At 71.2% G+C, this 23,127-nt stretch carries 20 protein-coding genes and 1 pseudogene; 2 read left to right on the forward strand and 19 right to left on the reverse strand.

Features of this window, described 5'->3' with window-relative positions; genetic code table 11:
* Positions 1-143: 143 nt before the first annotated feature.
* From ACGFZQ_RS49405 to ACGFZQ_RS49420, 4 genes are all read right to left on the reverse strand, one after another.
* Positions 144-1,661 (reverse strand): MFS transporter, encoded by a 1,518-nt coding sequence (locus ACGFZQ_RS49405; protein WP_351736287.1) that lies wholly within the window; start codon positions 1,659-1,661, stop codon positions 144-146.
* A gap of 13 nt (positions 1,662-1,674) precedes the next feature.
* A complete protein-coding gene (locus ACGFZQ_RS49410; RefSeq protein WP_351736289.1) occupies positions 1,675-2,097 on the reverse strand; it encodes a VOC family protein in 423 nt (140 codons plus the stop codon).
* A gap of 6 nt (positions 2,098-2,103) precedes the next feature.
* Positions 2,104-2,874, reverse strand: a complete 771-nt coding sequence (locus tag ACGFZQ_RS49415) for an SDR family NAD(P)-dependent oxidoreductase (protein WP_393846065.1) — start codon at positions 2,872-2,874, stop codon at positions 2,104-2,106.
* Between the two features lie 124 nt (positions 2,875-2,998).
* A complete protein-coding gene (locus tag ACGFZQ_RS49420) occupies positions 2,999-4,234 on the reverse strand; it encodes a cytochrome P450 (protein WP_393846066.1) in 1,236 nt (411 codons plus the stop codon).
* Positions 4,235-4,628: 394 nt separating this feature from the next.
* Between ACGFZQ_RS49420 and rho the strand changes: the two genes are divergently transcribed.
* Together rho and ACGFZQ_RS49430 are read left to right on the forward strand one after the other, a co-directional pair.
* On the forward strand, positions 4,629-5,777 hold the full coding sequence (gene rho, locus ACGFZQ_RS49425; protein WP_393846067.1) for a transcription termination factor Rho: 1,149 nt from the start codon (positions 4,629-4,631) through the stop codon (positions 5,775-5,777).
* 113 nt (positions 5,778-5,890) lie between these two features.
* Positions 5,891-6,736 (forward strand): annotated as a pseudogene (locus ACGFZQ_RS49430) (D-alanyl-D-alanine carboxypeptidase family protein); the annotation flags it as partial.
* A gap of 89 nt (positions 6,737-6,825) precedes the next feature.
* Here the strand turns inward: ACGFZQ_RS49430 and ACGFZQ_RS49435 are convergent.
* The 15 genes from ACGFZQ_RS49435 to ACGFZQ_RS49505 form a co-directional block, all read right to left on the reverse strand.
* The gene (locus tag ACGFZQ_RS49435; RefSeq protein WP_393846068.1) at positions 6,826-8,169 is read right to left on the reverse strand and encodes a glycosyltransferase family 87 protein; all 1,344 of its coding nucleotides are present in this window, start codon (positions 8,167-8,169) and stop codon (positions 6,826-6,828) included.
* Positions 8,166-9,560 carry a polyprenol phosphomannose-dependent alpha 1,6 mannosyltransferase MptB gene (gene mptB / locus ACGFZQ_RS49440; protein ID WP_393846069.1) on the reverse strand — a complete coding sequence of 465 codons (1,395 nt, stop codon included), beginning with the start codon at positions 9,558-9,560 and terminating at the stop codon, positions 8,166-8,168. The genes ACGFZQ_RS49435 and mptB overlap by 4 nt, the downstream gene beginning before the upstream one ends.
* 118 nt (positions 9,561-9,678) lie before the next feature.
* Positions 9,679-10,608: a glutaminase gene (locus ACGFZQ_RS49445; RefSeq protein ID WP_393846070.1), complete on the reverse strand. Its 930-nt coding sequence runs from the start codon at positions 10,606-10,608 to the stop codon at positions 9,679-9,681.
* A 45-nt stretch (positions 10,609-10,653) separates the two neighbouring features.
* On the reverse strand, positions 10,654-12,069 hold the full coding sequence (gene aspA, locus ACGFZQ_RS49450) for an aspartate ammonia-lyase (protein ID WP_393846071.1): 1,416 nt from the start codon (positions 12,067-12,069) through the stop codon (positions 10,654-10,656).
* Positions 12,070-12,202: 133 nt separating this feature from the next.
* Positions 12,203-13,219, reverse strand: a complete 1,017-nt coding sequence (locus ACGFZQ_RS49455) for an asparaginase (protein WP_393846072.1) — start codon at positions 13,217-13,219, stop codon at positions 12,203-12,205.
* Between the two features lie 43 nt (positions 13,220-13,262).
* On the reverse strand, positions 13,263-14,702 hold the full coding sequence (locus ACGFZQ_RS49460; RefSeq protein ID WP_393846073.1) for an amino acid permease: 1,440 nt from the start codon (positions 14,700-14,702) through the stop codon (positions 13,263-13,265).
* A complete protein-coding gene (locus ACGFZQ_RS49465; RefSeq protein WP_351736505.1) occupies positions 14,699-15,376 on the reverse strand; it encodes a FadR/GntR family transcriptional regulator in 678 nt (225 codons plus the stop codon). The genes ACGFZQ_RS49460 and ACGFZQ_RS49465 overlap by 4 nt, the downstream gene beginning before the upstream one ends.
* Positions 15,377-15,547: 171 nt before the next feature.
* The gene (locus ACGFZQ_RS49470; protein ID WP_351736309.1) at positions 15,548-16,384 is read right to left on the reverse strand and encodes an undecaprenyl-diphosphate phosphatase; all 837 of its coding nucleotides are present in this window, start codon (positions 16,382-16,384) and stop codon (positions 15,548-15,550) included.
* A gap of 72 nt (positions 16,385-16,456) precedes the next feature.
* Positions 16,457-16,831 carry a fluoride efflux transporter CrcB gene (gene crcB / locus ACGFZQ_RS49475; protein ID WP_351736311.1) on the reverse strand — a complete coding sequence of 125 codons (375 nt, stop codon included), beginning with the start codon at positions 16,829-16,831 and terminating at the stop codon, positions 16,457-16,459.
* Positions 16,828-17,223, reverse strand: a complete 396-nt coding sequence (locus tag ACGFZQ_RS49480) for a DUF190 domain-containing protein (protein ID WP_393846074.1) — start codon at positions 17,221-17,223, stop codon at positions 16,828-16,830. Before ACGFZQ_RS49480 ends, crcB (ACGFZQ_RS49475) begins: the two co-directional genes overlap by 4 nt.
* Positions 17,220-17,681: a fluoride efflux transporter CrcB gene (crcB, locus tag ACGFZQ_RS49485; RefSeq protein ID WP_393846075.1), complete on the reverse strand. Its 462-nt coding sequence runs from the start codon at positions 17,679-17,681 to the stop codon at positions 17,220-17,222. Before crcB (ACGFZQ_RS49485) ends, ACGFZQ_RS49480 begins: the two co-directional genes overlap by 4 nt.
* Positions 17,682-17,750: 69 nt before the next feature.
* Positions 17,751-18,731 carry an SMP-30/gluconolactonase/LRE family protein gene (locus ACGFZQ_RS49490; RefSeq protein ID WP_393846076.1) on the reverse strand — a complete coding sequence of 327 codons (981 nt, stop codon included), beginning with the start codon at positions 18,729-18,731 and terminating at the stop codon, positions 17,751-17,753.
* Positions 18,732-18,760: 29 nt separating this feature from the next.
* Complete coding sequence (locus tag ACGFZQ_RS49495) at positions 18,761-19,048, reverse strand: ArsR/SmtB family transcription factor (RefSeq protein ID WP_393846077.1); 288 nt, start codon at positions 19,046-19,048, stop codon at positions 18,761-18,763.
* A 213-nt stretch (positions 19,049-19,261) separates the two neighbouring features.
* The gene (locus tag ACGFZQ_RS49500; protein ID WP_393846078.1) at positions 19,262-20,821 is read right to left on the reverse strand and encodes a glycosyl hydrolase 53 family protein; all 1,560 of its coding nucleotides are present in this window, start codon (positions 20,819-20,821) and stop codon (positions 19,262-19,264) included.
* Positions 20,822-20,970: 149 nt separating this feature from the next.
* Positions 20,971-22,992, reverse strand: coding sequence for a beta-galactosidase (locus ACGFZQ_RS49505; RefSeq protein WP_393846079.1), 2,022 nt, complete (start codon positions 22,990-22,992; stop codon positions 20,971-20,973).
* Positions 22,993-23,127 lie beyond the last annotated feature (135 nt).

Raw genomic sequence — 23,127 nt, forward strand, 5'->3', positions numbered from 1 at the left:
GCCCGACATCAAGTCCCCTCCCGGCCGGGACCGTTATGGATTGCGGACATCCGTTGCCGTTCCACGACCTCCCGAGGGCACGGGAGTTGACGCAACGTCAGAAGGCCGGGGCGGGAGCCCCGGCCTTCTCCTCGTGTCCGCGGTCAGGCGGACGCGGGCTGCACCGGCAGCTGGGCCGCCGCTCGCGCGGTGTTCTTGCGGACCAGCAGCAGGGTGACCAGCGCGCCGAGCAGCGAGGCGCAGCCGCAGATCACCACGCCCAGGGCCATGCCGTGCGCGAGGGCGTCCTGCGCGGCGGCCCTGGCGCTGTCGCTGCCCGCGTTGACCACCGCGAGCGGACCGGCGGCGGCCTCCATGCCCGCGTCGGCACCGCTCAGCTTGCCGACCAGCGCGGAGGAGGCCGCGCTCATCGCGATGGTGCTGATCACGGCGGGTCCGAGGCCCTGGCCGAACTCGCGGACCAGGCTGGTCGCACCGCTCGCCATGCCGGTCATCTCGATCGGTACGGCGTTCACGGCGGCCGACGTCAGCGAGGAGACCACGCAGATGAAGCCGATGCCGAGCAGCAGGACCGGGCCGATGAAGGCGGCGAGGTCGGTGGTGGTGATGGGCAGCGCGGCGATCCAGAACTGGCCGGCGGCCATCGGCAGCAGACCGCCCATCAGCAGCCAGCGCGGCTCGACCCGGGTGAGCATCCTGCTGAGCACCGGTGCGAGGAGCAGCGGGATCAGCTGGAGGATCACGAACGGCATGCCGGCGCGCAGCGCGCTGAGGTGCATCACCGCGCCGAGCCGGATGGAGACGCAGTAGGCGGTGCCGATGAAGCCGAACATGCCGGTCAGCGCGACCACCGCGGCGGCGGCGAACGACGGGATCTTCAGCAGCTCCAGGTTGAACATCGGGGACTCGGCGCGGTTCTCCGCGACCACGAAGCCGACCAGTGCGACGGCGGCGAGCACCAGGGCGAAGACGATCGAGGGGCTGCTCCAGCCGCGGTCGCCGCCCTCGATGATGCCCCACAGCAGGGCGGTCAGGCCGACGGCGACAGTGATCTGACCCGGCCAGTCCAGGGCGCGGCCCTCGGGCGCCTTGGAGTCGGTGACCAGCGCCCAGCAGGAGATGCCGACCGCGATGCCGAGGACGACCGGCGGCACGAACGCCCAGCGGAAGTCGGCGACCGTGGCGAGGATGCCGGAGGACAGCGGGCCCACGGCGGAGGCGAGGGAAATACTCAGCGCCCAGATCGAGACCGCCTTGGCGCGGTCCTTCTCCCCCGGTGTCGCGGCCGCGATCACGGCGAGGGAGCTGGGGAACAGCGCGGCGGCGCCGACACCGGCGAGGGCCTGCCCGATCCAGAGCATGGTGATGTTCTGCGAGGTGGCGTTGAGGAGTTCACCGACCGCCAGCACGAATCCGCCGAGCACCAGCAGCCGCTTACGGCCGAACAGGTCGCCCACCACACCGAAATTCAGTTCCAGAATCGCGGTGGGGAGAATGAAGGCCGAGGTGACCCAGGCGACCTGCGATCCCGAGGCGCCGAACGCGGCCTGTATTTCCCCGTTGATGGGCGAGGGAACGGTAATGCACAGCTGCGCGGCGGCAACTGCCAGACAACAGGCCACGAGCGTGCCCACGTCCAGTTTTCTCACAGCGTTGGTCATTCCGTACTCCATCTCACGGGTTATCGGTGGTGCCGCGCTCTATGAGTTCGATGAGATTTCCCTCGGGGTCCTTGACCCAGGCCATCCGCACCTCCGGTTCAGGGGACGGGCCGGGTTTCAGCACCTCGCCCGCCCCGTGGGCCACCAGGGCGGTGTACACGGGGTCGAGTTCGGGGGTGGTGACCGCGAAGTGCCCGTACCCCTCGGTGAGGGCGGCGGTCATCGGGTCCGGTGCCCTGAGGCCGGGCGCGGACCCGGGCCTGGCGAGGAGTTCGATCCGCCAGCCGTGCGGGTGTTCCAGGACGACACCGGTCAGGCCGGGTCCGTCGAGACGGAACTCGAAGACGGTCTTCAGGCCGAAGGCCGTCCGGTACCAGGAGAGTTGGGCGGGCAGGTCGCGTACGTTGACGCCCACGTGGTCCAGCCGTGCGTGCATCGGCGCTCAGCCCGCCATCGCGCTGTCGCCGCCGTCGACCATGAGGTTGGCGCCGTTGACGAAGGCCGCCTCGTCCGAGCAGAGGAAGGCCGCGGCACGGGCGATGTCCTCGGGCTGACCGATCCGGCCGACCGGGATCCGCGCCTCCAGCTGGGCCTTCGGGCCGTCCGGGTCGTCGAGGAAGGGGGCGGTGGCCGAGGTGCGGGTCATGCCGGGGGCGATGGTGTTGACGCGGATGTGGTGCGGGGCGCCGGCCGCGCACAGGTGCCTGCTCATGGCCAGCACCCCGCCCTTGGCGGCGCCGTGCGGCACCATCGGCATGAAGGGCGCGCCGCGCACGGCGGCCACCGAGGCGACGTTCAGGACGGCCCCGCCGCCGCGCGCGACCAGGTGCGGCCAGGCGGCCCGGGTGCAGAAGTAGGGGATGTCCAGCTCGTTCCTGATGGTGAAGTACCAGTCCTCGGCCGGCATCGTCTCGAAGGGGCCGTTCCGCAATGCGGAGGCGTTGTTGTAGAGGATGTCGATCCCGCCGAACTCCGCGATCCCGGCCTCGATCCACTCCCCCGCCCCGGTCTCGGTGGAAAGGTCGACCGGTGCCAGTGAACGCATCATGCCGCCGGACTTCTCGACGAGTTCCACGGTTTCGGCGGCGCTCTTCTCGTCGATGTCACAGCCGAATACGGTGGCTCCCTCCGCCGCGAATACCTGTGCCGCGGCCCGGCCGATTCCAGCTCCCGTTCCACTGATGAAAGCGATTTTCCCGGCCAGTCGACCCATGATTGCCAAGTCCCTTGTCCCATGCCGCCGAAGTGCGGTGGTGGCAGCGTAGGTAGGGCTTATGGCCAGAACAAGAAATGCGTCGGGGAAGGGCCATCGGGGGTTCGTATGGCTGGTATGCGGCTCAGGCGCCCAGGCGGACCGGGAGGGCGCGAACGCTGTTGCCGACGAAGCTTGCTTCCCGGGCGAGGCCGTCCTCGGGCACGGCGAGGTCCAGGGCGGGGAAGCGGTCGAAGAGCCGCTCCAGGGCCACCGTGGCCTCCAGCCGGGCCAGCGGGGCGCCCAGGCAGTAGTGGGCGCCGTGGCCGAGGGAGAGGCCGCGGACGGCGTCGGGGCGGGCGGGCCGGGTGACGTCGAACCGGTCGGCGTCCGGGCCGTGCGCGGCCGGGTCTCGGCCGGCGGCGGAGTAGCCGGCCAGGACCGGGGTGCCGGCGGGGATCACCGTGCCGCCGAAGGTCAGGTCCCGTACGGGGTAGCGGAACGGGAAGAAGCTGACCGGCGCGTCCCAGCGCAGCGTCTCCTCCACCACGTCCGCCCAGCTCGCCGCGCCCTCGCGCACCAGGTCGAGCTGGTCGCGGTGGCCGCACAGGGCGCGCACGGCGTTGGTGATCAGGTTGAGGGTGGTCTCGTGCCCGGCGATGATCATCAGCACCAGGGTGCCGATCAGCTCCTCCTGTCCGAGGCGGTCGCCGTCCTCGTCGCGGGCGGCGATCAGGGCGCTGGTGAGGTCGTCGCCCGGCCGCTCGGTCCGGGCCGTGGCCACGGCGGCGAGGACGGCGACCAGTTCCCGGTTGGCGGCGACGGCCTCCTCCGGTCCGATGCCGGTGGCCACGACCTGGCTGGACAGGTGGTGCAGCCGGTCGCGGAACTCGGCGTCCACGCCCAGGAGTTCACCGATCACACTCATCGGCAGTGGCAGAGCGAAGTGCCGGCGCAGATCCGCGACCCCGGCCACCGCGGCCCGCCCCAGACCGTCGAGCAGCGATGCGGTCAACGCCTCGATCCGGGGCCGCAGTTCCTCGACCCGACGGGGCGTGAAGGCCCGGCTGACCAGTCCGCGCAGCCTACGGTGGTCGTCCCCGTCGGCGGTGGTCATGCCCCGTACGGTCGCGAAGGTCAGCAGCGGCCAGCCGGCGGGGATCCGACCCTCCCGCAGCTCGGTGAAGTGCGTTGCGTTCTTGGCTACTTCGGGGTGCTGGAGGAACTCCTTGAGCGTCTCGTGCCCGAGTACCGCCATGCCCTCGACACCGCCGGGAAGGACGACCGGCACCACGGAGCCGCGCGCCAGCAGCCGGGCGTTGTCGGCGTGCGGACAGCCGCCGGCGGGGTTCAGGCGGTGCGGCACGGGCGAGGTCTCCACCGGGGCTCCTGACAGGCGCGGCACGCGGGCACGGCCGATCGTAGGCGCACCCGGGCCGCCGGGATGCGGGGTTCTTGGCCACTCGGGTCCGGGGAGCGTCCGGGAATATCGGCGGCCGGTGCCATGTTGACGGTCGCAGAGCACCGGGTATAGTGCGAACAGCACCTGTCGTCGCCCCCCATTCGGGCGCCGGTGCCGGGTTCTCTCTCCTCCAGCCACTTCGGCCGTCGCTTTCGACCGGCCCGTCGGCTTCTTCGCACCATCTCGTGACCAGGGCTTTCCGTGCCTTCCCGAGGTGTCGTTCCCGCCGCCCGGAGGCCTGTGTGCACGCCTCCCGCTCGCGGCCCACTCCCCCCTGATCTTCTGTCTTCCGTCCTCGAAAGGACCACCTCTCATGACCACCACACTCGAGCCTCCCGTACAGCAGCAGGACCGGAACGCCGTCCGGCCCGTCACCGGTGTCCTCGACATCGACGCGGGCGGGAAGGGGCAGCTGCGGTCCCCGAGCTGCCTGTCCTCCCCGGCCGACCCCCAGGTCTCCGCCGCGCTGATCCGCCGTCACGGCCTGCGCAAGGGCGACCTCGTCGAGGGCGTCCGGGGCAACCAGCGCACCCTGACCGAGGTCACGCGCGTCAACGGCCGTACGCCCGAAGAACTGCGCGGCCGCCGTCACTTCCGCGATCTGACCCCGCTCCACCCGCGCCAGCGGATCCGCCTCGAACACCCCGCCTCGGGGCTCGCCGGCCGGGTAACCGACCTGCTCGCCCCCGTCGGCAAGGGGCAGCGCGGGCTGATCGTGGCCCCGCCGAAGACCGGCAAGACCGTGCTGCTCCAGCAGTACGCGGCCGCCGTCGCCGGCAACCACCCGGAGTGCCACCTCATGGTGCTGCTGCTCGACGAGCGCCCCGAGGAAGTCACCGACATGCGGCGCTCGGTCCACGGCGAGGTGTACGCCTCCACCTTCGACCGGCCCGCCAAGGAGCACATCGCCCTCGCCGAACTCGTCGTCGAGCGGGCCAAGCGGCTCGTCGAGGACGGCCGGGACGTCGTCATCCTGCTGGACTCCCTGACCCGGCTGTGCCGGGCCCACAACAACGCGGCCGCCTCCAACGGCCGTACCCTCAGCGGCGGCGTCGACGCCGCCGCGCTGCTCGGCCCCAAGCGGTTCTTCGGCGCCGCCCGCAAGGCCGAGGAGGGCGGCTCGCTCACCATCCTCGCCACCGTCCTGGTGGACACCGGCTCACGTGCCGACGGCTACTACTTCGAGGAGCTGAAGAGCACCGGCAACATGGAACTGCGGCTGGACCGCGAGCTGGCCTCCCGGCGGGTCTTCCCCGCCGTGGACATCGCCCCTTCCGGCACCCGCCGCGAGGAACTCCTGCTCACCCCGGCCGAGTTGACCGCCGTACGCGGACTGCGCCGGGCCCTGCAGAGCCGCGAGGGGACCCCCTCCGGCCTGGAGACACTCCTTGAGCGGATGCGTGAGACGCCGGACAACGCCACCTTCCTGCGCCGTGTCCAGCCGACCCTGCCGGCGGGCTGACACCGAAGCCGGGCGTGCGACCCGCCGCCGCCGGTGCGGCATCCGGGTTGCTCAGGGCGTCCATCCGGCCCAGGCTGCGCGCCGGACGCCGACTCCCTTCCTACGTTGATCGTATGACGATCGGATTCTCTGACCGATTCCCTCGCCGGGCGGCGGCGTCGACCTGCGCCCTCTGTGTGGCGGGCCTGCTGGCGCTGACGTCCGGTACGGCCGCCGCCGGCACCGGGGCACGGGACCCGGCCCCGCCCCCGAGGGCGGTGGTGCCCGGCCCGTCCCTGCTCTACCACTCCGGCACCCAGGTACGGCCGCACTCCGGGGTGCCCGAGGTCCCGGACGTCTCCGCGCTCTCCTGGCTGGTCGCCGACGCGGGCAGCGGCCAGGTGCTGGCGGCCGACGAGGCGCATCGCGAGCTGCCGCCGGCCAGCACGCTGAAGACCCTGTTCGCGCTGACCGTGCTGCCGGTCCTACCGGCCGGTCTGGAGCACCGGGTGACGCCCCAGGAGCTGGCGGACGTCGAGGAGGGCAGCAGCCTGGTCGGCGTCGAGCAGGGCCACACCTACCGGGTGGCCGACCTGTGGCGCGGGGTCTTCCTCAGCTCGGGAAACGACGCCGTGCACGTCCTGGCCGCACTCGCCGGGGGCTGGGACCGCACCGTCACTCGGATGCAGGCCAAGGCGCGGGCCCTGGGCGCCCTCGACACGCATGTCGAGTCCCCCGACGGCTACGACGCACCGGGGCAGTTCTCCTCGGCGTTCGACCTGGCGGTGTTCGGCCGGGCCGGGCTGCGCAACCGCGAGTTCGCCCGCTACTGCTCCACCGCCGCGGCCCGCTTCCCGGCCGGCGACGGCTGGACGTTCGGCATCGAGAACACCAACCGGCTGCTCACCGGCCTGGACGGTGTGCCGCGCTATCCCGGCCTGATCGGGATCAAGAACGGCTACACCACCAACGCCGGCAACACCCTGGTCGCCGCCGCCCGGCGGGGCGGGCGCACCCTCATCGTGACGGTGATGAACCCCCAGGACGGCGGCGTGTACGACGAGGCCCGTCAGCTGCTCGACTGGGGTTTCGAGGCGGCCGGACGGGTCGACCCGGTGGGCTCGCTGGACGCCCTGCGGGCCAGGCCGCGCCCCCAGCCGGGGCCGAGCACCGTGCCGATGGCGGCGGCCACCGCGCCGGAGGACGACTCCGACTGGTCCGACACCGCCATGGCCGCGGGCTTCGCGGTACTCGGCGTGGGCGCCGTGACCCTCGCGATGCGGCTCAGGGGCGACCGCTCCGCGCGGGGCTGACCAGTCGGCAGGCCCAGCAGCAGCCCCAGGGTGATCCAGGTGTAGATGTTGCTGCCGAGGAACCCGTCGATGCCCGACGCGTCGTCGAACCACAGCCACACCACGCTGGTGCACATCACCGCGTAGAGGGCGCCCGCGATCCGCGGGTAGCCCGCGCGGGCCAGCAGGGCGAACGAGGGCAGCGCCCACACCAGGTGGTGCACCCAGGTGATCGGGCTGACCAGGCAGGCGGCGAGCCCGGTGAGCGCGAAGGCGGCCGTCCAGTCCCCGGCCGCCACCGCCTTGCGGGTCCGCCACGCCCACACGGCCAGTGTGAGCAGCACGACCGTCGCCCACAGCGGCTTGTCCGGATGGCCGAGCCGAGCCAGTACGCCCTGCAGCGACTGGTTCGACACGTAGTCGAGCCGGCCGACCCGGTTGGTGTCCCAGAGCGCCTGCGTCCAGTAGAAACGGGACGCCTTCGGGTCGGCCCAGGCGGCGAGCCCGGTGGCGGCGAGCGCCACGGCTGTGGCGACACCGGCCGCACGCCACCTGCGGCCGATCAGCAGCATGCCGATGAACAGCGCGGGGGTGAGCTTGATCGCGGCGGCGAGCCCGATGCCGACCCCGGCCCAGCGGCCCCGCCCACTGCGCAGCAGACAGCAGTCCGCAAGCACCAGGGCGAGCAGGATCAGGTTCACCTGGCCGAAGCTGAAGGTGTCCCGCAGCGGCTCGAACAGCGCCAGCGCGCACAGGGCCAGCGCCCAGCGGTACCAGCCCCAGCGCCGCCAGCCAGGACCGGCCAGGATGCGCAGCACGAAGGCCAGCGCGGCCAGGTTGACCAGCAGCGAAACCGCGATGGCCAGGTGCAGCCCCACCAGCGCCATGGGCAGCATGCCGACGGCGGCGAACGGCGGATAGGTGAAGCCGTACGTCGTCCCGGGCACCCGGTAGTCGTAGATCCGCCCGCCGTGGTGCACCCAGGTGTGCACGGTGCCGTAGTAGACGCGCAGGTCGAACCAGTCGCGCAGGAGCGGCACGGTGGCCGTGAACACGGTCACGGCGGCGACGAGGAACAGGACGAGCAGCAGTCTCCCCCGGTCGGTACGCGGTCCTCTCATGCCGTACGTCCCACGGCCGGGGCCTGCGCGGCCTGGTGGGCCTGCCACAGCACGACCACGCCCAGCACCCCGCCGGAGACGGCGAGGACCAGCTGGCCGATGTCGGCGGGGCCGCCGCTGGGCAGCACGGCGAGCGCGAGCACTCCGGTGACGGCGGCCACCCGGTGCCGTACCGAGGTGCTGGGCGCCGCTGCCGCTATCAGGAACAGGCCCCAGATCGCGTACCAGGGCCGGATCGCCGGTCCGAAGGCGGCGACCGCGGCCAGGCTCAGGCCGAGGGCGTAGACCGGGCGGGGCCGCAGCCGGACCCATATCAGCAGCACGGTCACCGCGGTGAGCGCGAGCCCGAGCAGATGCCAGGCCGGCACGGCCAGCGGCGCCAGATCGCTGCCGAGGTGTTCCAGGAGCGCGCCGGTGGCCCGGCCGAGCAGGCTGCTGAGCGCCCAGTTGTGCGCGGAGACAGGCGTGTCCAGCGCCCTGATCCACCCGTACCCGGTCCCGGCGACCGCGGTCGCGACCACCGTCGTGGCGCCGGACGCGGCCGCCGTCAGCAGGGTGGCGCCCACCGGACTGCGGCCCTTGCGCGCCTGTACGACGATGATCGCGAGCAGCCCCAGTGCGGCCGGTGCCTTGACCAGTGCCGCGAGCGTGACGAGCACGGCTCCGAGGAGCGGCCAGCGGCCGAGCGCCGCGACCAGGCCGAGACCCAGCAGACCGAGCATGATCGCGTCGTTGTGGGCGCCGGCGACCAGGTGCAGCAGCACCAGGGGGTTGAGGGCGCCGAGCCAGAGCGCGGCCGACGGGTCGGCGCCGCTGTGCCGGGCGAGCCGGGGCAGCGCGGCCGCCATCAGGCCGACGCCGAGCAGGGCGACCAGGCGCATCCCGAAGAGCCCGGCGGGGAGTTCGCCCCGGGTCAGGCCGGACAGCAGCGAGGCCACGCCCATGAACGCGGGGCCGTACGGTGCGGCGGTGTTCTGCCAGACCGGGGCGACCTCGTCGGCCAGCGGACCGCCGAGCTGCGCGGGTCCCGCCGTGTAGACGTCCATGTGCGCGTCGACCATGGCGCCCTGCGCGAGGTAGCTGTATACGTCCCTGCTGAACAGCGGGGGCGCGAGCAGCAGCGGGGCCGCCCATACGGCGAGGACCAGCAACAGCTGGCGTGGGGCGGGCGGTTCGCCACTGCGGACGAGGCGGCCCAGCAGCAGCCACGCCGCGATGAGCAGCACAACGCCGAAGTAGACCCCGACCAGGCCGAACGCCGCCTGCACCGAGCTGGGCGCGAGCAGGTCCTCCACGGGGAGGGCGCCTGCGGTCTCACCTCCCAGAGCGAGAAACGCGGTACCGGCCAGGCCTAGGACCTGGCAGCGGCGAAGATCGACGGGAAAAGCCATGGCCAACACTGGCTCAGCGTGTCAATTGCGGGTGGCCAGAAAGCGACGGGGCGTTTTCCTGGGAGAGACCTGGCTGTGACTGGCCAGTGATTCGTCGTCGGGCGCCACAGTCACGCGTCTAGAAAACCGACAGGCCCGTCAGTGTCGTGAAGCGGTCCAGGGCCGCCACTCCCGCCACCGAGTTGCCCCGCTCGTCCAGGCCCGGGCTCCACACGCAGAGCGCACAACGGCCCGGCACCACGGCGATGATGCCGCCGCCCACCCCGCTCTTCCCCGGCAGCCCCACCCGATACGCGAAGTCGCCCGCCGCGTCGTACGTGCCGCAGGTCAGCATCACCGCGTTGACCTGCTTCGCCTGGCTGCGGGTGAGCAGGCGGCTGCCGTCGGCCCGGATGCCGTGGCGGGCCAGGAACGTGGTCGCCAGGGCGAGGTCGGCGCAGGACGCGGCGACGGAGCACTGGCGGAAGTACTGGTCGAGGAGGACCGGGACCTCGTTGTCGATGTTGCCGTAGGAGGCCATGAAGTGGGCCAGGGCCGCGTTGCGGTCGCCGTGCTGGGACTCGGAGGCGGCCACCCCCATGTCGAAGTCCAGGGCGGCGTTGCCGCTCTCGGCGCGCAGAAAGGCGAGGAGTTCGCCGGCCGCGTCTCCGGTACGGGTCTGGAGGCGGTCGGTGACGACGAGGGCGCCCGCGTTGATGAAGGGGTTGCGCGGGATGCCGTTCTCGTACTCCAGCTGGACCAGGGAGTTGAAGGGGTTGCCGGAGGGTTCGCGGCCGACGTGCTCCCAGAGTTCGTCGCCCTCGCGGCCCAGGTCGAGGGCGAGGGTGAAGACCTTGGTGATGGACTGCGTGGAGAACGGCTGCCGCCAGTCGCCGACACCGTAGACCGTGCCGTCGAGCTCGGCGACGGCCATGCCGAAGCTGCGGGGGTCGCAGGCGGCGAGCGCCGGGATGTAGTCGGCGGGCCGCCCGCGCCCCGGCGTACGGCCTATCTCCTCGGCGATCCGCTCCAGGACCGGCAGAAAGGCCGGTGACGACGTCATTGTCATGATCACTATTGTGCCTCCGCGCCGGTCCTGGTGCGTACTCGCAGGTCAGCCGAGGGGCGAGCCGCTGCCGGCGACGACCTCGGGACGCAGCAGGTCGGCGAGCCGCCCGGCCGGCAACAGTCCCTTCTCCAGGACGAGTTCCGCCACACCCCGGCCGCTGACGAGGGCCTCCTTGGCGATGTCGGTGGCCGCCGTGTACCCGATGTACGGGTTGAGGGCGGTGACCAGGCCGATGGAGTTCTCGACCGTCGCCCGCAGCACGTCGGTGTTGGCGGTGATGCCGTCGACGCACCGCTCGGCCAGCGTCAGGCAGGCGTTCCGCAGGTGCGTGATGCTCTCCGACAGGGAGTGCAGGATGATCGGCTCGAACGCGTTGAGCTGGAGCTGCCCGGCCTCGGCGGCCATGGTGATGGCGACGTCGTTGCCGATGACCTCGAAGGCGACCTGGTTGACGACCTCGGGGATGACCGGGTTGACCTTGCCGGGCATGATCGACGAGCCGGCCTGCACGGGCGGCAGGTTGATCTCGCCGAGCCCCGCGCGCGGCCCGGAGGACAGCAGCCGCAGGTCGTTGCAGCTCTTGCTGAGCTTGACCGCGATCCGCTTCAGCACGCCGGACATCTGCACGAACGCACCGCAGTCCTGGGTCGCCTCCACCAGGTTGGCGGCGGTGACCAGGGGCAGCCCGGTGATCTCGGCGAGGTGCCGGCGGGCCGACTCGGCGTATCCGGCGGGTGCGTTGAGGCCGGTGCCGATGGCGGTGGCCCCCAGGTTGATCTCATGGATCAACTCGACGGCCTCGTCAAGACGGGAGCGGTCCTCGTCAATCATGACGGCAAAGGTGGAGAACTCCTGACCGAGCGTCATGGGAACCGCATCCTGCAACTGTGTACGGCCCATCTTGAGAACATCACGGAACTCGACGGCCTTACGGCCGAAGGCGTCCTGGAGTACAGCCATCGCCTTGAGCAGTCCACGCACCGCGAAGACCGTCGCTATCTTGACGGCGGTCGGGTAGACGTCATTGGTGGACTGACCGAGGTTGACGTCCTCATTGGGGTGCAGGTACTGGTACTGCCCCTTCCGGTGCCCCAGCAACTCCAGCGCCCGATTGGCGAGCACCTCGTTGGCGTTCATGTTCGTCGAGGTCCCGGCACCGCCCTGGATGACATCCACCACGAACTGGTCGTGCAGCTTGCCGTCCCGGACCTCCCGGCAGGCGGCGACGATGGCGGCGGCCTTCGCGGGCGCCAGCAGCCCCAGCTCCTCATTGGCGAGAGCGGCGGCCTCCTTGACGGCGGCCAGGGCGTCGATCAGATGCGGGTAGGCGGAGATCGGCGTCCCGGTGATGGGGAAGTTCTCGGTGGCACGCAGGGTGTGCACACCCCAGTAGGCGTCGACGGGAACATCACGGTCACCGAGCAGATCGTGTTCGCTACGGGTGACGCCGGTGGTGGTCATGAGGGTAGGAGTTCCTCTTTCGGAAGGAGTGATTTTTCAGGACCGTGACTGAGGCGCCCGATAGGGGCGCGGGGAACTGCGCGACCAGCCACAACGGACCCGCAGCCGCCGACCGACAAGTCGGCCCGCCCCACTAGGCGCACACAGCCGCCTCAACCGGCTCCAGCGACCGAACGGGCCGCACACGCCCGACCTCCCGCCCGCCGCCGAGCAGCGCCTCCCCGGCGAACCCGGTCAGCAGCCCCGGATCAACCCCGGCCCGCGCCAACGCGGCCGCCGCCACCGGCACCCGAGCCCGGTTCGCCCCGTCGGCGATCTTCACGGCCACGGCCCGCCCGTCCGGCAGCGCCGCGACCTCGACGCCCTCGAAGCCGTCCTTGGCCAGCAGCCCCGGCACGGCAGCCATCAGCGCGGCCACGTCGCGCCCCGCCCCGGACGCCATCTCCGCGTGGTCCCGCATCGCGTCGGCGACCCGCGCCTCCGGCGTCCCCGGCGCGGCGGTCACGATCCGCGACACCGCCCGGGCCAGCCCGTGCAGGGAGATGGAGAACAGCGGCGCGCCGCAGCCGTCCACGGTGGTCCGCGCGATGCGCTGCCCGGACAGGTCCTCGACGATCTCGGCGATCGCCTGCTGGAGCGGGTGCTCCGGCGCCAGATAGTCGTCGAGCGACCAGTCGTTCAGCTGCGCGGTCCACAGCATCGCCGCGTGCTTGCCGGAGCAGTTCTGGGCGAGCCGGGACGGCTGCCGGCCCTCGCGGATCCAGGTGTCCCGGACCGCGGGGTCGTACGGCAGGTCGGGGACGTTGCGCAGGTCGTCCTCGGTGAGGCCGGCGAGGTCGAGGATGCGCCGGGTGCCGGCGAGGTGCCGCTCCTCGCCGGAGTGGCTGGCGGCGGCCAGCGAGAGCAGCTCGCCGTCGAGCGGCAGCCCGGCCCGCAGCATGGCCACGGCCTGGACGGGCTTGACGGCCGAGCGCGGGTAGAACGCGGCCTCGATGTCGCCGAGCTGGAACTGGACCTCTCCGTCGGCGCCGAGGACGACGACGGAGCCGTAGTGGATGCCCTCGACGACCCCGCCGCGTATGAGGTGGGCGACGGGGGCGTGGAGGGGCTCACGGACGATGGGTGCGGCCGCGGGGGAACTGCTGTACATCACTGCCTGGTCTCGGGTGAGGTGGGACGGACCGGTACGCGGTTCACGCGTCGGTTCCGGCGGACGGGCGCGCGAGTCGGCGGCGGATGGCGTACCAGCCGGCGACCAGCGCGGCGACGATCAGCGGCAGGCACAGCACGGTGGTGCGTCCGGCGCCGCCGTCGGCGTACATGAGGACCAGGACGGAGGCGAGGAACGCCAGCGTCACGATCTCGGTCCAGGGGGAGCCCGGCAGTCGGTAGCCGGGGCGGGTGAGTTCGCCCTTCTGGGTCTTCCGCCAGAAGAGCAGGTGACAGAGCATGATCATGCCCCAGGTGGCGAGGATGCCGATCGCCGCGAAGTTGAGGACGATCTCGAACGCCTCGGCGGGGACGACGAAGTTGAGGCCCACGCCGAGCACACAGATACCGCTGGTCAGCAGGATTCCGCCGTACGGCACCTGGCTGCGGCTCATCTTCGCGGTGAACTTGGGGGCGGAGCCGTTGACGGCCATGGAGCGCAGGATGCGTCCCGTCGAGTAGAGGCCGGAGTTGAGGGAGGACATGGCCGCGGTGAGGACGACGAGGTTCATCACGCCGCCGGCCGCCGGGATGCCGACGTGGGAGAGGACGGTCACGAAGGGGCTCTGGCCCGCCGTGTACTTGTTCCAGGGCAGCAGCATCGACAGGAGGACGACCGAGCCGACGTAGAACAGGCCGACCCGCCACATGATCGAGTTGATCGCCTTGGGCATGATCTTCTCGGGGTTCTCGGTCTCGCCGGCCGCGACGCCGACCAGCTCGACCGACGCGTAGGCGAAGACCACACCCTGGATGATCAGCAGCATGGGCAGCAGGCCGTTGGGGAAGATGCCGCCGTTGTCGGTGATCAGGGACGGGCCGGGGGTGGTGCCGTCCACCGGGTGCTGGGTGACCAGCAGGAAGATGCCGATGCACATGAAAATCACCAGCGCGCTGACCTTGACGATCGCGAACCAGAACTCCAGTTCGCCGAAGATCTTGACCGAGATCAGATTGACGGTCAACACGACGGCGAGGGCGATCAATGCGATCAACCATTGCGGGATGTCGGAGAACATCCCCCAGTAGTGCGTGTAGGTGGCCACCGCGGTGATGTCGGCGATGCCGGTGGTCGCCCAGTTCAGGAAGTACATCCAGCCCGCGGTGTACGCGCCCTTCTCGCCGAGGAACTCACGGGCGTACGAGACGAAGGCACCGGAGGACGGGCGGTACAGGACGAGTTCGCCGAGGGCGCGTACGACCAGGAAGGCGAAGACCCCGCAGACCGCGTACGCGACGAAGAGGGAGGGGCCGGCGTCGGCGAGGCGGCCGCCGGCGCCGAGGAAGAGGCCGGTGCCTATGGCGCCGCCGATGGCGATCATGTTGACGTGCCGGTGCTTCAGCGACTTGCTGTAGCCGTGGTCGCCGGCGTCGACGTGACGGGACGAGGGGCGCGTCTCGTCTTTGAGGTGCTGTTCGCTCACGCCTCGGTTCCGCCTTCCGTGTGCTCGTCCGTGCGCGCGGGGCGCACGATGTGGGTGAGGGTCGTCTCGACGCGGTCCAGGTGGTGGCTCATGGCGTCCACGGCGTCGGGTTCGGAACCGTCGATCAGTGCCTCGACGATGGCCCGGTGCTCCCGGTTGGACTGCTCGCGGCGGCCGCCCAGTTCGTTGAGGAAGGCCGACTGACGCGCCAGTGCGTCCCGGATCTCCTCGATGACCCGGCGGAAGACCGGGTTCTGGGCGGCCTCGGCCACGGCGAGGTGGAAGAGGGTGTCCATCGCGACCCACGCGGTGGTGTCCGTCTCCCGCTCCATGCGGTCGAGCAGATGGGCCAGGTGGTCCAGGTTCTCCGGGGTGCGGCGCAGCGCCGCGTACCCGGCGACCGGGATCTCGATGTGCCGGCGCACTTCGAGCAGGTCGCTGGCCGCGTAGTCGCCGAAGGTGGGGTCCTCGACGGCGCTGGCGACGACGAAGGTGCCCTTGCCGGTCTTGGAGACGGTCAGGCCCATCGTCTGCAGGGCCCGCAGGGCCTCGCGCAGGACGGGCCTGCTGACCTCCAGGGTGCGGCACAGCTCCGCCTCGGAGGGGAGCTTGTCGCCCACGGCGTACTCGCCGCGCTCGATGGCGCCGCGCAGATGCGCCAGTACCGCCTCCATGGCACTCACACGCCGCGGAGGCTGTCCGGCTGTCCGGCTGTCTGACAGGTTCACGGGTGAGATGTTCCGGGTTGCGGCACGAGACTGTCAAGGTTTCCGGAAAGGAAACATTCACGGGGTGCGACACCTGCATGGACAGGCGCCACACCCCGTGGCGGAGCGACGACGAGGTCAGGCGCTGAGCGTGTTGGTGGCGAGCAGCCCGAAGAGGGTCAGGCCGATGACGATCCGGTAGATCACGAACGCGTTGAAGGAGTGCTTGGCGACGAACTTCAGCAGCCAGGCGATGGAGGCGTAGGCGACCACGAAGGAGACGACCGTGCCGACGACCAGCGGAGCGGCGCCGACGCCCGCGCCCAGGGCGTCCTTGAGCTCGTAGAGACCTGCGCCGGTCAGGGCCGGGATGCCGAGGAAGAAGGACAGACGGGTCGCGGCGACCCGGTCCAGGTCCCGGATGAGGGCCGTCGACATGGTGGCGCCGGAGCGGGAGAAGCCGGGGAAGAGCAGGGCGAGGATCTGGGAGGAGCCGACCCACATCGCGTCCGCGAAGGAGGTGTCGTCCTCGCCGCGCTTGTGGCGGCCCATCTGGTCGGCCGCCCACATCACACCGGAGCCGAGGATCAGCGAGCCGGCCACCACCCAGAGCGAGGCGAGCGGGCCGTCGATCAGCGGCTTGGCGGCGAGACCCACCAGGACGATCGGGATGGTCGCGGCGATGACCCACCAGGCGAACTTGTAGTCGTGGTGGTAGCGCTCCTCCTTGTTGACCAGCCCCCGGCCCCAGGCGGAGACGATCCGCCGGATGTCCTTGAAGAAGTACACCAGCACAGCGGCGATGGCACCGACCTGGATGACGGCCGAGAACCCGACGACGGACTGGTCGTCGACGGGGATGTTCATGAGCCCCTCGGTGATCTTGAGGTGACCGGTCGAGGACACCGGGAGGAACTCGGTCACCCCCTCGACTACCCCGAGGATGGCGGCCTGACCGACGGAGATGGCGCTCATGGGATCCAGTTCTGCAGAGTTTGGTCGACAGTGCTGTAGACAGTCTTACAAGGCGCGGGTGTGAGGCAAGTCCTAGGCCCACACCGCCTGGGCGATCGCCACTCCGGCGAAGGCCGCCCCGAGCCCCGCCGCCACGCTCGCGACGACGTTGGCCGCAGCGTAGAGCCCGGCACCGGTCTCGGTCAGCCGCAGGGTCTCGTAGGAGAAGGTCGAGTAGGTCGTCAGCGCCCCGCACAGCCCGGTACCCACCAGCAGTTGGAGGTGGGGGCTCGCCGCGCCCGCCGAGGCCGCGCCGGTCAGCAGGCCGAGGATCAGGCAGCCGACGACGTTCACCACGAACGTACCCCAGGGAAAGACGGAGTCGTGCCTGGCCTGCACGGCGCGGTCGGTGAGGTAGCGCAGCGGAGCACCGACGACGGCACCGGCGACGACCAGCAGCCAGTTCACAACGACTTCTTACCCTTCGCGTCCGTTTTGTTGGTTTCCGCTCTGTTGGATTCGGCGTCCCGGCCGACACACCGGATGACCTCGCAGTCGTCCAGAGTGACGAGGCCCTCGGTCACCAGTTCGTCGAGCTGGGGCAGGAACGCCCGGATCCGTTCCTCCGTGTCCACGACGACGACCGCCACCGGCAGGTCCTCGCTCAGGGACAGCAGCCGGGCGGTGTGGATGCGGGAGGAGGCGCCGAAGCCCTCGATACCCCGGAAGACGCCGGCGCCCGCGAGACCGGCCGCGTGGGCGCGGTGCACGATCTCCGTGTAGAGGGGCTTGTGGTGCCAGGTGTCGTCCTCGCCGACGTAGACCGTCAGGCGCAGGGCTCGGCCGGTCAGTCTCGTCATCGCTGCCTCCGGGTGAGGACACGGCGGGTCGCGGTGGCCGCGCACCACACCGCGGCGAGGGCGGCGCACAGGGTCGCGGCGAGGTAGGCCAGGCCCGTGGCGGGCCGGCCGTGGTCCACCAGTTTCTGGATGTCGACGGCATAGGTGGAGAACGTGGTGAAGCCGCCGAGGACACCGGTGCCGAAGAAGGGGCGGACGAGGCGGTGCGCGGGCAGCCCTTCGGTGATCAGGACCAGGAACGCGCCGATCACCGCGCAGCCGATGACGTTCGTCCAGAAGGTCGCCCAGGGGAATCCGCCCGCTGCCGTGGGCAGCGCCAGGGCGAGTGTGTAGCGGGCCACCGCTCCGATCGCGCCGCCGGCGGCCACCACCGCGACGACCGGTGCCTGAGCACGCCATTCCGGCCGCCGCCCGGGGCTCGGCTGGACACGGAGGCTCTCGGCTTCCGGGGCTGTCATGGGTCGTAGGTCTCCTGTTCGGCACCGCCCCGACGGGTGCACCAGGGTACCGCCGGGGCTACCCGCCGGTCACTTCGCGGTGGGGGCCGCGCAGACCGCGACGCCGGGCTCCCAGACGCTGCCCAGGACCAGGTGGCGGCCGGTCATGCAGACGCTGGTGGCCATGCGGAAGCCGGAATGGTGGCGGGCGAGGTGGTGAACGACCCGGCCGTGGTCGTCGAGGGCCGTCACGGCGATGGTGCCGGCCGGGCGGTAGGGGGCGTGTACGGCGGCTCGCGCGGCGGCCCGGCGGACGGCGGGCGGGGTGCGGTGGAAGAGGTCGAGCGGCGGGTTGCGCGGGCCGGCCAGGGCGACCCAGATCAGCTCGCCGTCGCGCCACATGTTGTCGGGCATACCGGGGAGCTCGGCGAAGAACTCGGCGCGGCCGGCCCGCGGGCCGGTGAGCCAGTAGCGGGTGAGCCGGTACGCGCCGGTCTCGGCGACGATCAGGAAGGTGCCGTCGCCGCTCACGGCCAGCCCGTTGGCGAACTGGAGGCCGTCGCAGGCCACTTCGGGGCTGCGGGCGCCGGGCGCGAGGCGCAGCAGGCGGCCGGTGCCGCTGTGCTCGACGATGTCGCCGATCCACCGGTCCAGCGGGAAGCGGCGGCTGGAGGCGGTGAAGTACACGGTGCCGTCGGGCAGGGCGACCACATTGCTGGCGAACCGCAGCGGCTCGCCCTCGACCGAGTCCGCGAGGACGCGGACGGCGCCGTCCGCGAGGCCGACGCGCAGCAGGCCGCGCTCCGCGTCGCAGACCAGCAGGTCGCCGTCCGGGAGCAGTTCGAGGCCCAGGGGGCGGCCGCCGGTGCGGGCCAGCTCGCGGACCCGGGCGGTGTCCGGGTCGCCGAGCCCGTCCAGGCGCAGGATGCGGCCGTCCTCGACGCCGGTCAGGACCCCGCCGTCCGGATCCGTCACCACGTCCTCCGGGCCGCGGCCGCCGATGGCGACGTAGTGGAGGGGGACGAGGCGCGCGGGTCGGGCGGTTCGGTCGGGTCGGGCGGTGCGGTCCATGAGTCCCATGGTGACAGGCGGAACGGGTCTCACCAGCCCTTCTCGAACATCCGGGCCACTTCGGCGATCCGGATCTCGTCACGCCGGTAGTAGGTGCGGTGCCGGATGCGCCGGGTGCGCAGCAGCCCGAGCCGGGTCAGCACGCCCAGGTGGGTGCCGGCGACCTTGCGGGAGACGCCGAGTTTGACCGCGACGGCCCGGACGGTGACGCCGTTCTCGGTGAGGTCCACGTGAGGCTGGGGTGGGAAGTGGGCCGCCGGATCCTTGAGCCAGTCCAGAATGTCCAGGCGGCTCACGCTCTTGGAGTTCCTCAGCATCCGACCGGCCTCCGTCCGTCCCCTGCCTCCTCGTAGTTCGTTTTCCCACTGTTCCGCAGCCGAAGCCCCCACGTCAGGGACTCGATGAGCGTTGTCCGAGACCGAACGGCCGTACGAAATCGGCCGATGGGGGCCTTGCCCTCGCGATCTGCCCCGGACAGGGCGGAGGGGCCCGGCCGTCCCCTAACGGCCGGGCCCCTCGTCAGTGGTGGTTCAGCGGTGGCTGAACCACGCCATGGAGGAGAGCGCCTTGTCGTCGTAGCCGAACAGGGCCTGGTTCTCCCAGCCGTTGCCGGAGGTGGCGTCGGTCGGGTCCCAGCCGTTGCCGGTGACGGCGGTCCAGGTCGCCTCCCAGTAGAAGACGCCGAGGCCACGGCCGTTCGGGACGGCCTCGACGATGTTCGCGACGGCGTTCATCCAGGCCAGCTGGCCGGCCGCGGTGGCCGGGTAGCCGGTGACCAGTTCGCCGCTGGTGTCGATCTGGTTCTCCAGCGAGTCGTCCTGGGCGAGGGTGAACGGGTAGGCGGTCTCGGCGATGTAGACCGGCTTGGCATAGCGGGAGGCCACGTCGTCGAGGGTGGTCTGGGCGGCGGCCAGCGAGCCGTGCCAGTAGCCGTAGTACGACAGCCCGATCACGTCGTAGTTGATGCCGTAGGTCTTGGCGTTGTCGAACCACCAGCGGACCGTGGCGTCGTCGCCCGCGTTGGCCAGGTGCAGGGCGACCAGCGTGCCGGAGGAGACCGCCTTGGCCGCGCTGTAGCCGGAGTTGATCAGGCCGGCGAGCTGGGACCAGTTGTCGGTGGAGCCCTCGGACCAGAGCATGCCGCCGTTGATCTCGTTGCCGACCTGGACCATGTCGGCGGTGGTGCCCTGCGCCTTCAGCGCGTTGAGGACGTCGTACGTGTGGTTGTAGACGTCGGTCTTGAGCTGGCTGTAGGAGTGGCCGGACCAGGCGGCGGGCTTGGTCTGCTTGCCCGGGTCGGCCCAGCTGTCCGAGTAGTGGAAGTCGACCAGCAGCTTCATGCCGGCCGCCTTGACGCGCTTGGCCATGGCCAGGACGTGCGCCTTGTCGTTGTAGCCGTCGGCGGGGTTGACCCAGACCTTCAGGCGCGCGTAGTTCATGCCGGCGCTCTTGAGGATGGTGACCGCGTCCCCGGTGGTGCCGGAGCTGGTCTTGTAGACGCCGCCCTTGGCCTCGCTCTTGGCGAGTGACGAGATGTCGGAGCCCTTGATGGCCAGGCCCGTCGAGCCGGAGGCGAAGGTCAGGTCGTCGACGTTGATCCAGTTGCCCGCGTTGGCGTCGGAGTTGATGCTGATCGTGCACTGGTTGCCGGTGACCGCGATCGAGGTGACGATACGGACCCAGCTGCTGGTGGAGACCGGCAGGTCGGTCCGCTGCTCCGAACTGCCGCAGTTCTTCAGGGATATGTAGGCGGAGTTCTGCCCGCCGCTGGAGCGGACCCAGGCGGTGAGGGTGTAGGTGCCGTTGGTGAGGCCGGAGAGGTACTGGTAGGTCTCCACCTTGTAGGCGGCGGCCGAGTAGTGGCTCAGGCGGTAACTGCCGCTGTGGCCACCGGACTCGGTGTAGGAGGCGCCCGTGGCGCCGTACTCCGACCAGCCGGTGGGCGTGGCCACGCCCGCACCGTCCGACTCGAAGCCGCCGTTGGCGAGGGTGCTCGCGGCCTGGGCGGCCTGCGCGGGAAGGGCGGTGAGGGCGAGCCCGGCCAGCAGCGGCAGCAGCAGGGCTCTGATGGTGCGTCTGGGATGGAACATCATCGTCCGTCGTCCCTTCGACGTGACTGGGGAGGGGTGTCCTCCGGCAGGGCCGGAGGAGGCCCCTCCGCCCACGGCTCTCGTGGCACTCGCGGGCGGAGGGGAGTCTCGGCGGACCCGGGTGCGGCGGCCCGGTCCGCGGCCGGGGCTCAGCCGTCGAGCCGGACGACCCGGACGGCGCCCGCGGGGACCGCGAGGCGGCCCGCGGCGCGTTCGCCCGTCAGCAGTTCGGTGCCGTGTGCCTCCAGCGGCACCTTGGCGTCGGTGGCGGTGTGGTTGATGGCGAAGAGGAAGGTGCCGTGGTCGCCGGTGCGGCGGACCACCTCGACATCACGGGGCAGGTCGGCGCGGGGCGCGATCCGGGCGTCCTCGGCGGCCCACCCGAGCAGGGCGTCCAGGCCCTGCGCGTCCAGGCGGGTCGACACGTACCAGGCGGTGCCCTCGCCCAGCCGGTGCCGGGTGACGGCCGGGTGGCCGGCGGTGAGGCCGTCGGCGTAGGTCCAGACGGTCTCGGCGGCGCCCGGGACGACGAACTCGGTCCACACGTCGCCGGTCAGCTCGGAGCCGTCGGGTCCGGTGAGGCGCACCCGCTGGTCCTGGAGCAGGGGCGAGAACTCCTCGACGGTGAGGCCGAGGGCGTCGCGCAGCGGGCCCGGGTAGGCGCCCTCGTGCACGGCGTCGTGCTCGTCGACGATCCCGGAGAAGTAGGAGACGACCAGGGTGCCCCCGTTCTCGACGTACTCCTTGAGGTTGTTCCCGGCCGCCTCCGTCATCAGGTAGAGGGCCGGTACGACGACAAGGGGATAGGCCGACAAGTCGCTTTCCGGGTGGGCGAAGTCGACCGTGAGGTGGCGGTCGTAGAGGGCCTCGTAGAAGGCGTCGGCACGCTCGCGCGGGTCGTGGTCCGCGCTGGGGCGCCACTGGAGGTTCTGCGCCCACCAGGACTGCCAGTCCCACAGGACGGCCGCGTCGGCCTGGGTGCGGGCGCCCTCGACCTGGGCCAACGAGTCGAGGGAGGCGCCCAGTTCGACGACCTCGCGCCACACCCGGGTCCCGGTGCCGCCGTGCGGGAGCATCGCGGAGTGGAACTTCTCGGCGCCGCGCCGGGACTGCCGCCACTGGAAGAACATCGCGCCGTCGGAGCCGCGGGCCACATGGGCCAGGGAGTTGCGGGCCATCTGGCCGGGAGCCTTGGCCGGATTGCGCGGCTGCCAGTTGACACCCGAGGTGGAGTGCTCCAGCAGCAGCCAGGGCGCGCCCCCGGCCACCGAGCGGGTGAGGTCGGCGGCCATCGCGAGGTTGACGTGGGTGCGGCGGCCGTCGGTGATCAGGTAGTGGTCGTTGGTGACCAGGTCGACCTCGCGGCCCCAGGCCCAGTAGTCCATGGAGTCGCACTGGCTGAGGGCGGTCATGAAGTTGGTGGTCACCGGGACGCCGGGCGAGAGGCGGTGCAGGATGTCCCGCTCCGCGCGGAAGTTCTCGCGGATGGTGGCGTCGGTGAACCGCTTGTAGTCGAGGGCCTGGCCCGGGTTGCCGACGGTCGGGGTGGCGCGCGGCGGGTTGATCTGCGCCAGGCCGGTGTAGTGCTGGCCCCAGAAGGCGGTGCCCCAGGCCTCGTTGACCGCGTCGACGGTGCCGTGGGTGTCGGCGAGCCAGCGCCGGAAGTGGGCGGCGCAGGAGTCGCAGTAGCAGGCCGAGACGGGGACGCCGTACTCGTTGTGGACGTGCCACATCGCCAGCGCCGGGTGGTCGCCGTAGCGCTCGGCGAGGCGGGTGGTGATGCCGGCCGCCGCCGCGCGGTAGTCGGCGTTGCTGTGGCAGATGGCGCCGCGTGAGCCGAACTCGTAGCGCACGCCCTCCGCGGTCACCGGCAGGGCCTCGGGGTGGGCGCGGTAGAACCAGGCGGGCGGCGCCACGGTGGGGGTGCCGAGGTCGACGCGGATGCCGTTCTCGTGCAGCAGGTCGAGGACCCGGTCGAGCCAGCCGAAGTCGTACTCCCCCGGGGCCGGCTCCAGCAGGGCCCAGGAGAAGATCCCGACGCTCACCATCGTGACCCCGGCCTCGCGCATCAGCCGGGCGTCCTCCTGCCAGACGCTTTCCGGCCACTGCTCGGGGTTGTAGTCACCGCCGAAGGCGAGCCTGGTCAGGCCCCTGGGGGTGGTGTCCGGCATGGATCTCTCCCGTTTAATCGATCATTTGGGAACGTTCACACACAACGATCGTGGCGTGAGCCCAACATAACCGCACAGCAACAACCATTGACAAGTGTCTGGGATGTTTCTCTACTGTGAACGCTCACAGAGCAT

The organism is Streptomyces sp. NPDC048254 (genome assembly GCF_043201895.1).
GTDB lineage: Bacteria > Actinomycetota > Actinomycetes > Streptomycetales > Streptomycetaceae > Streptomyces.

Excerpts from the sequence above, each read along its gene's own strand:
- ACGFZQ_RS49405 (WP_351736287.1), bottom strand. The coding sequence starts at position 1,661 with ATGACCAACGCTGTGAGAAAACTGGACGTGGGCACGCTCGTGGCCTGT.
- ACGFZQ_RS49410 (WP_351736289.1), bottom strand. The coding sequence starts at position 2,097 with ATGCACGCACGGCTGGACCACGTGGGCGTCAACGTACGCGACCTGCCC.
- ACGFZQ_RS49415 (WP_393846065.1), bottom strand. The coding sequence starts at position 2,874 with ATGGGTCGACTGGCCGGGAAAATCGCTTTCATCAGTGGAACGGGAGCT.
- rho (WP_393846067.1), top strand. The coding sequence starts at position 4,629 with ATGACCACCACACTCGAGCCTCCCGTACAGCAGCAGGACCGGAACGCC.
- ACGFZQ_RS49435 (WP_393846068.1), bottom strand. The coding sequence starts at position 8,169 with ATGAGAGGACCGCGTACCGACCGGGGGAGACTGCTGCTCGTCCTGTTC.
- mptB (WP_393846069.1), bottom strand. The coding sequence starts at position 9,560 with ATGGCTTTTCCCGTCGATCTTCGCCGCTGCCAGGTCCTAGGCCTGGCC.
- ACGFZQ_RS49445 (WP_393846070.1), bottom strand. The coding sequence starts at position 10,608 with ATGACAATGACGTCGTCACCGGCCTTTCTGCCGGTCCTGGAGCGGATC.
- aspA (WP_393846071.1), bottom strand. The coding sequence starts at position 12,069 with ATGACCACCACCGGCGTCACCCGTAGCGAACACGATCTGCTCGGTGAC.
- ACGFZQ_RS49455 (WP_393846072.1), bottom strand. The coding sequence starts at position 13,219 with ATGTACAGCAGTTCCCCCGCGGCCGCACCCATCGTCCGTGAGCCCCTC.
- ACGFZQ_RS49465 (WP_351736505.1), bottom strand. The coding sequence starts at position 15,376 with ATGGAGGCGGTACTGGCGCATCTGCGCGGCGCCATCGAGCGCGGCGAG.
- ACGFZQ_RS49470 (WP_351736309.1), bottom strand. The coding sequence starts at position 16,384 with ATGAGCGCCATCTCCGTCGGTCAGGCCGCCATCCTCGGGGTAGTCGAG.
- ACGFZQ_RS49480 (WP_393846074.1), bottom strand. The coding sequence starts at position 17,223 with ATGACGAGACTGACCGGCCGAGCCCTGCGCCTGACGGTCTACGTCGGC.
- crcB (WP_393846075.1), bottom strand. The coding sequence starts at position 17,681 with ATGACAGCCCCGGAAGCCGAGAGCCTCCGTGTCCAGCCGAGCCCCGGG.
- ACGFZQ_RS49490 (WP_393846076.1), bottom strand. The coding sequence starts at position 18,731 with ATGGACCGCACCGCCCGACCCGACCGAACCGCCCGACCCGCGCGCCTC.
- ACGFZQ_RS49495 (WP_393846077.1), bottom strand. The coding sequence starts at position 19,048 with ATGCTGAGGAACTCCAAGAGCGTGAGCCGCCTGGACATTCTGGACTGG.
- ACGFZQ_RS49500 (WP_393846078.1), bottom strand. The coding sequence starts at position 20,821 with ATGTTCCATCCCAGACGCACCATCAGAGCCCTGCTGCTGCCGCTGCTG.
- ACGFZQ_RS49505 (WP_393846079.1), bottom strand. The coding sequence starts at position 22,992 with ATGCCGGACACCACCCCCAGGGGCCTGACCAGGCTCGCCTTCGGCGGT.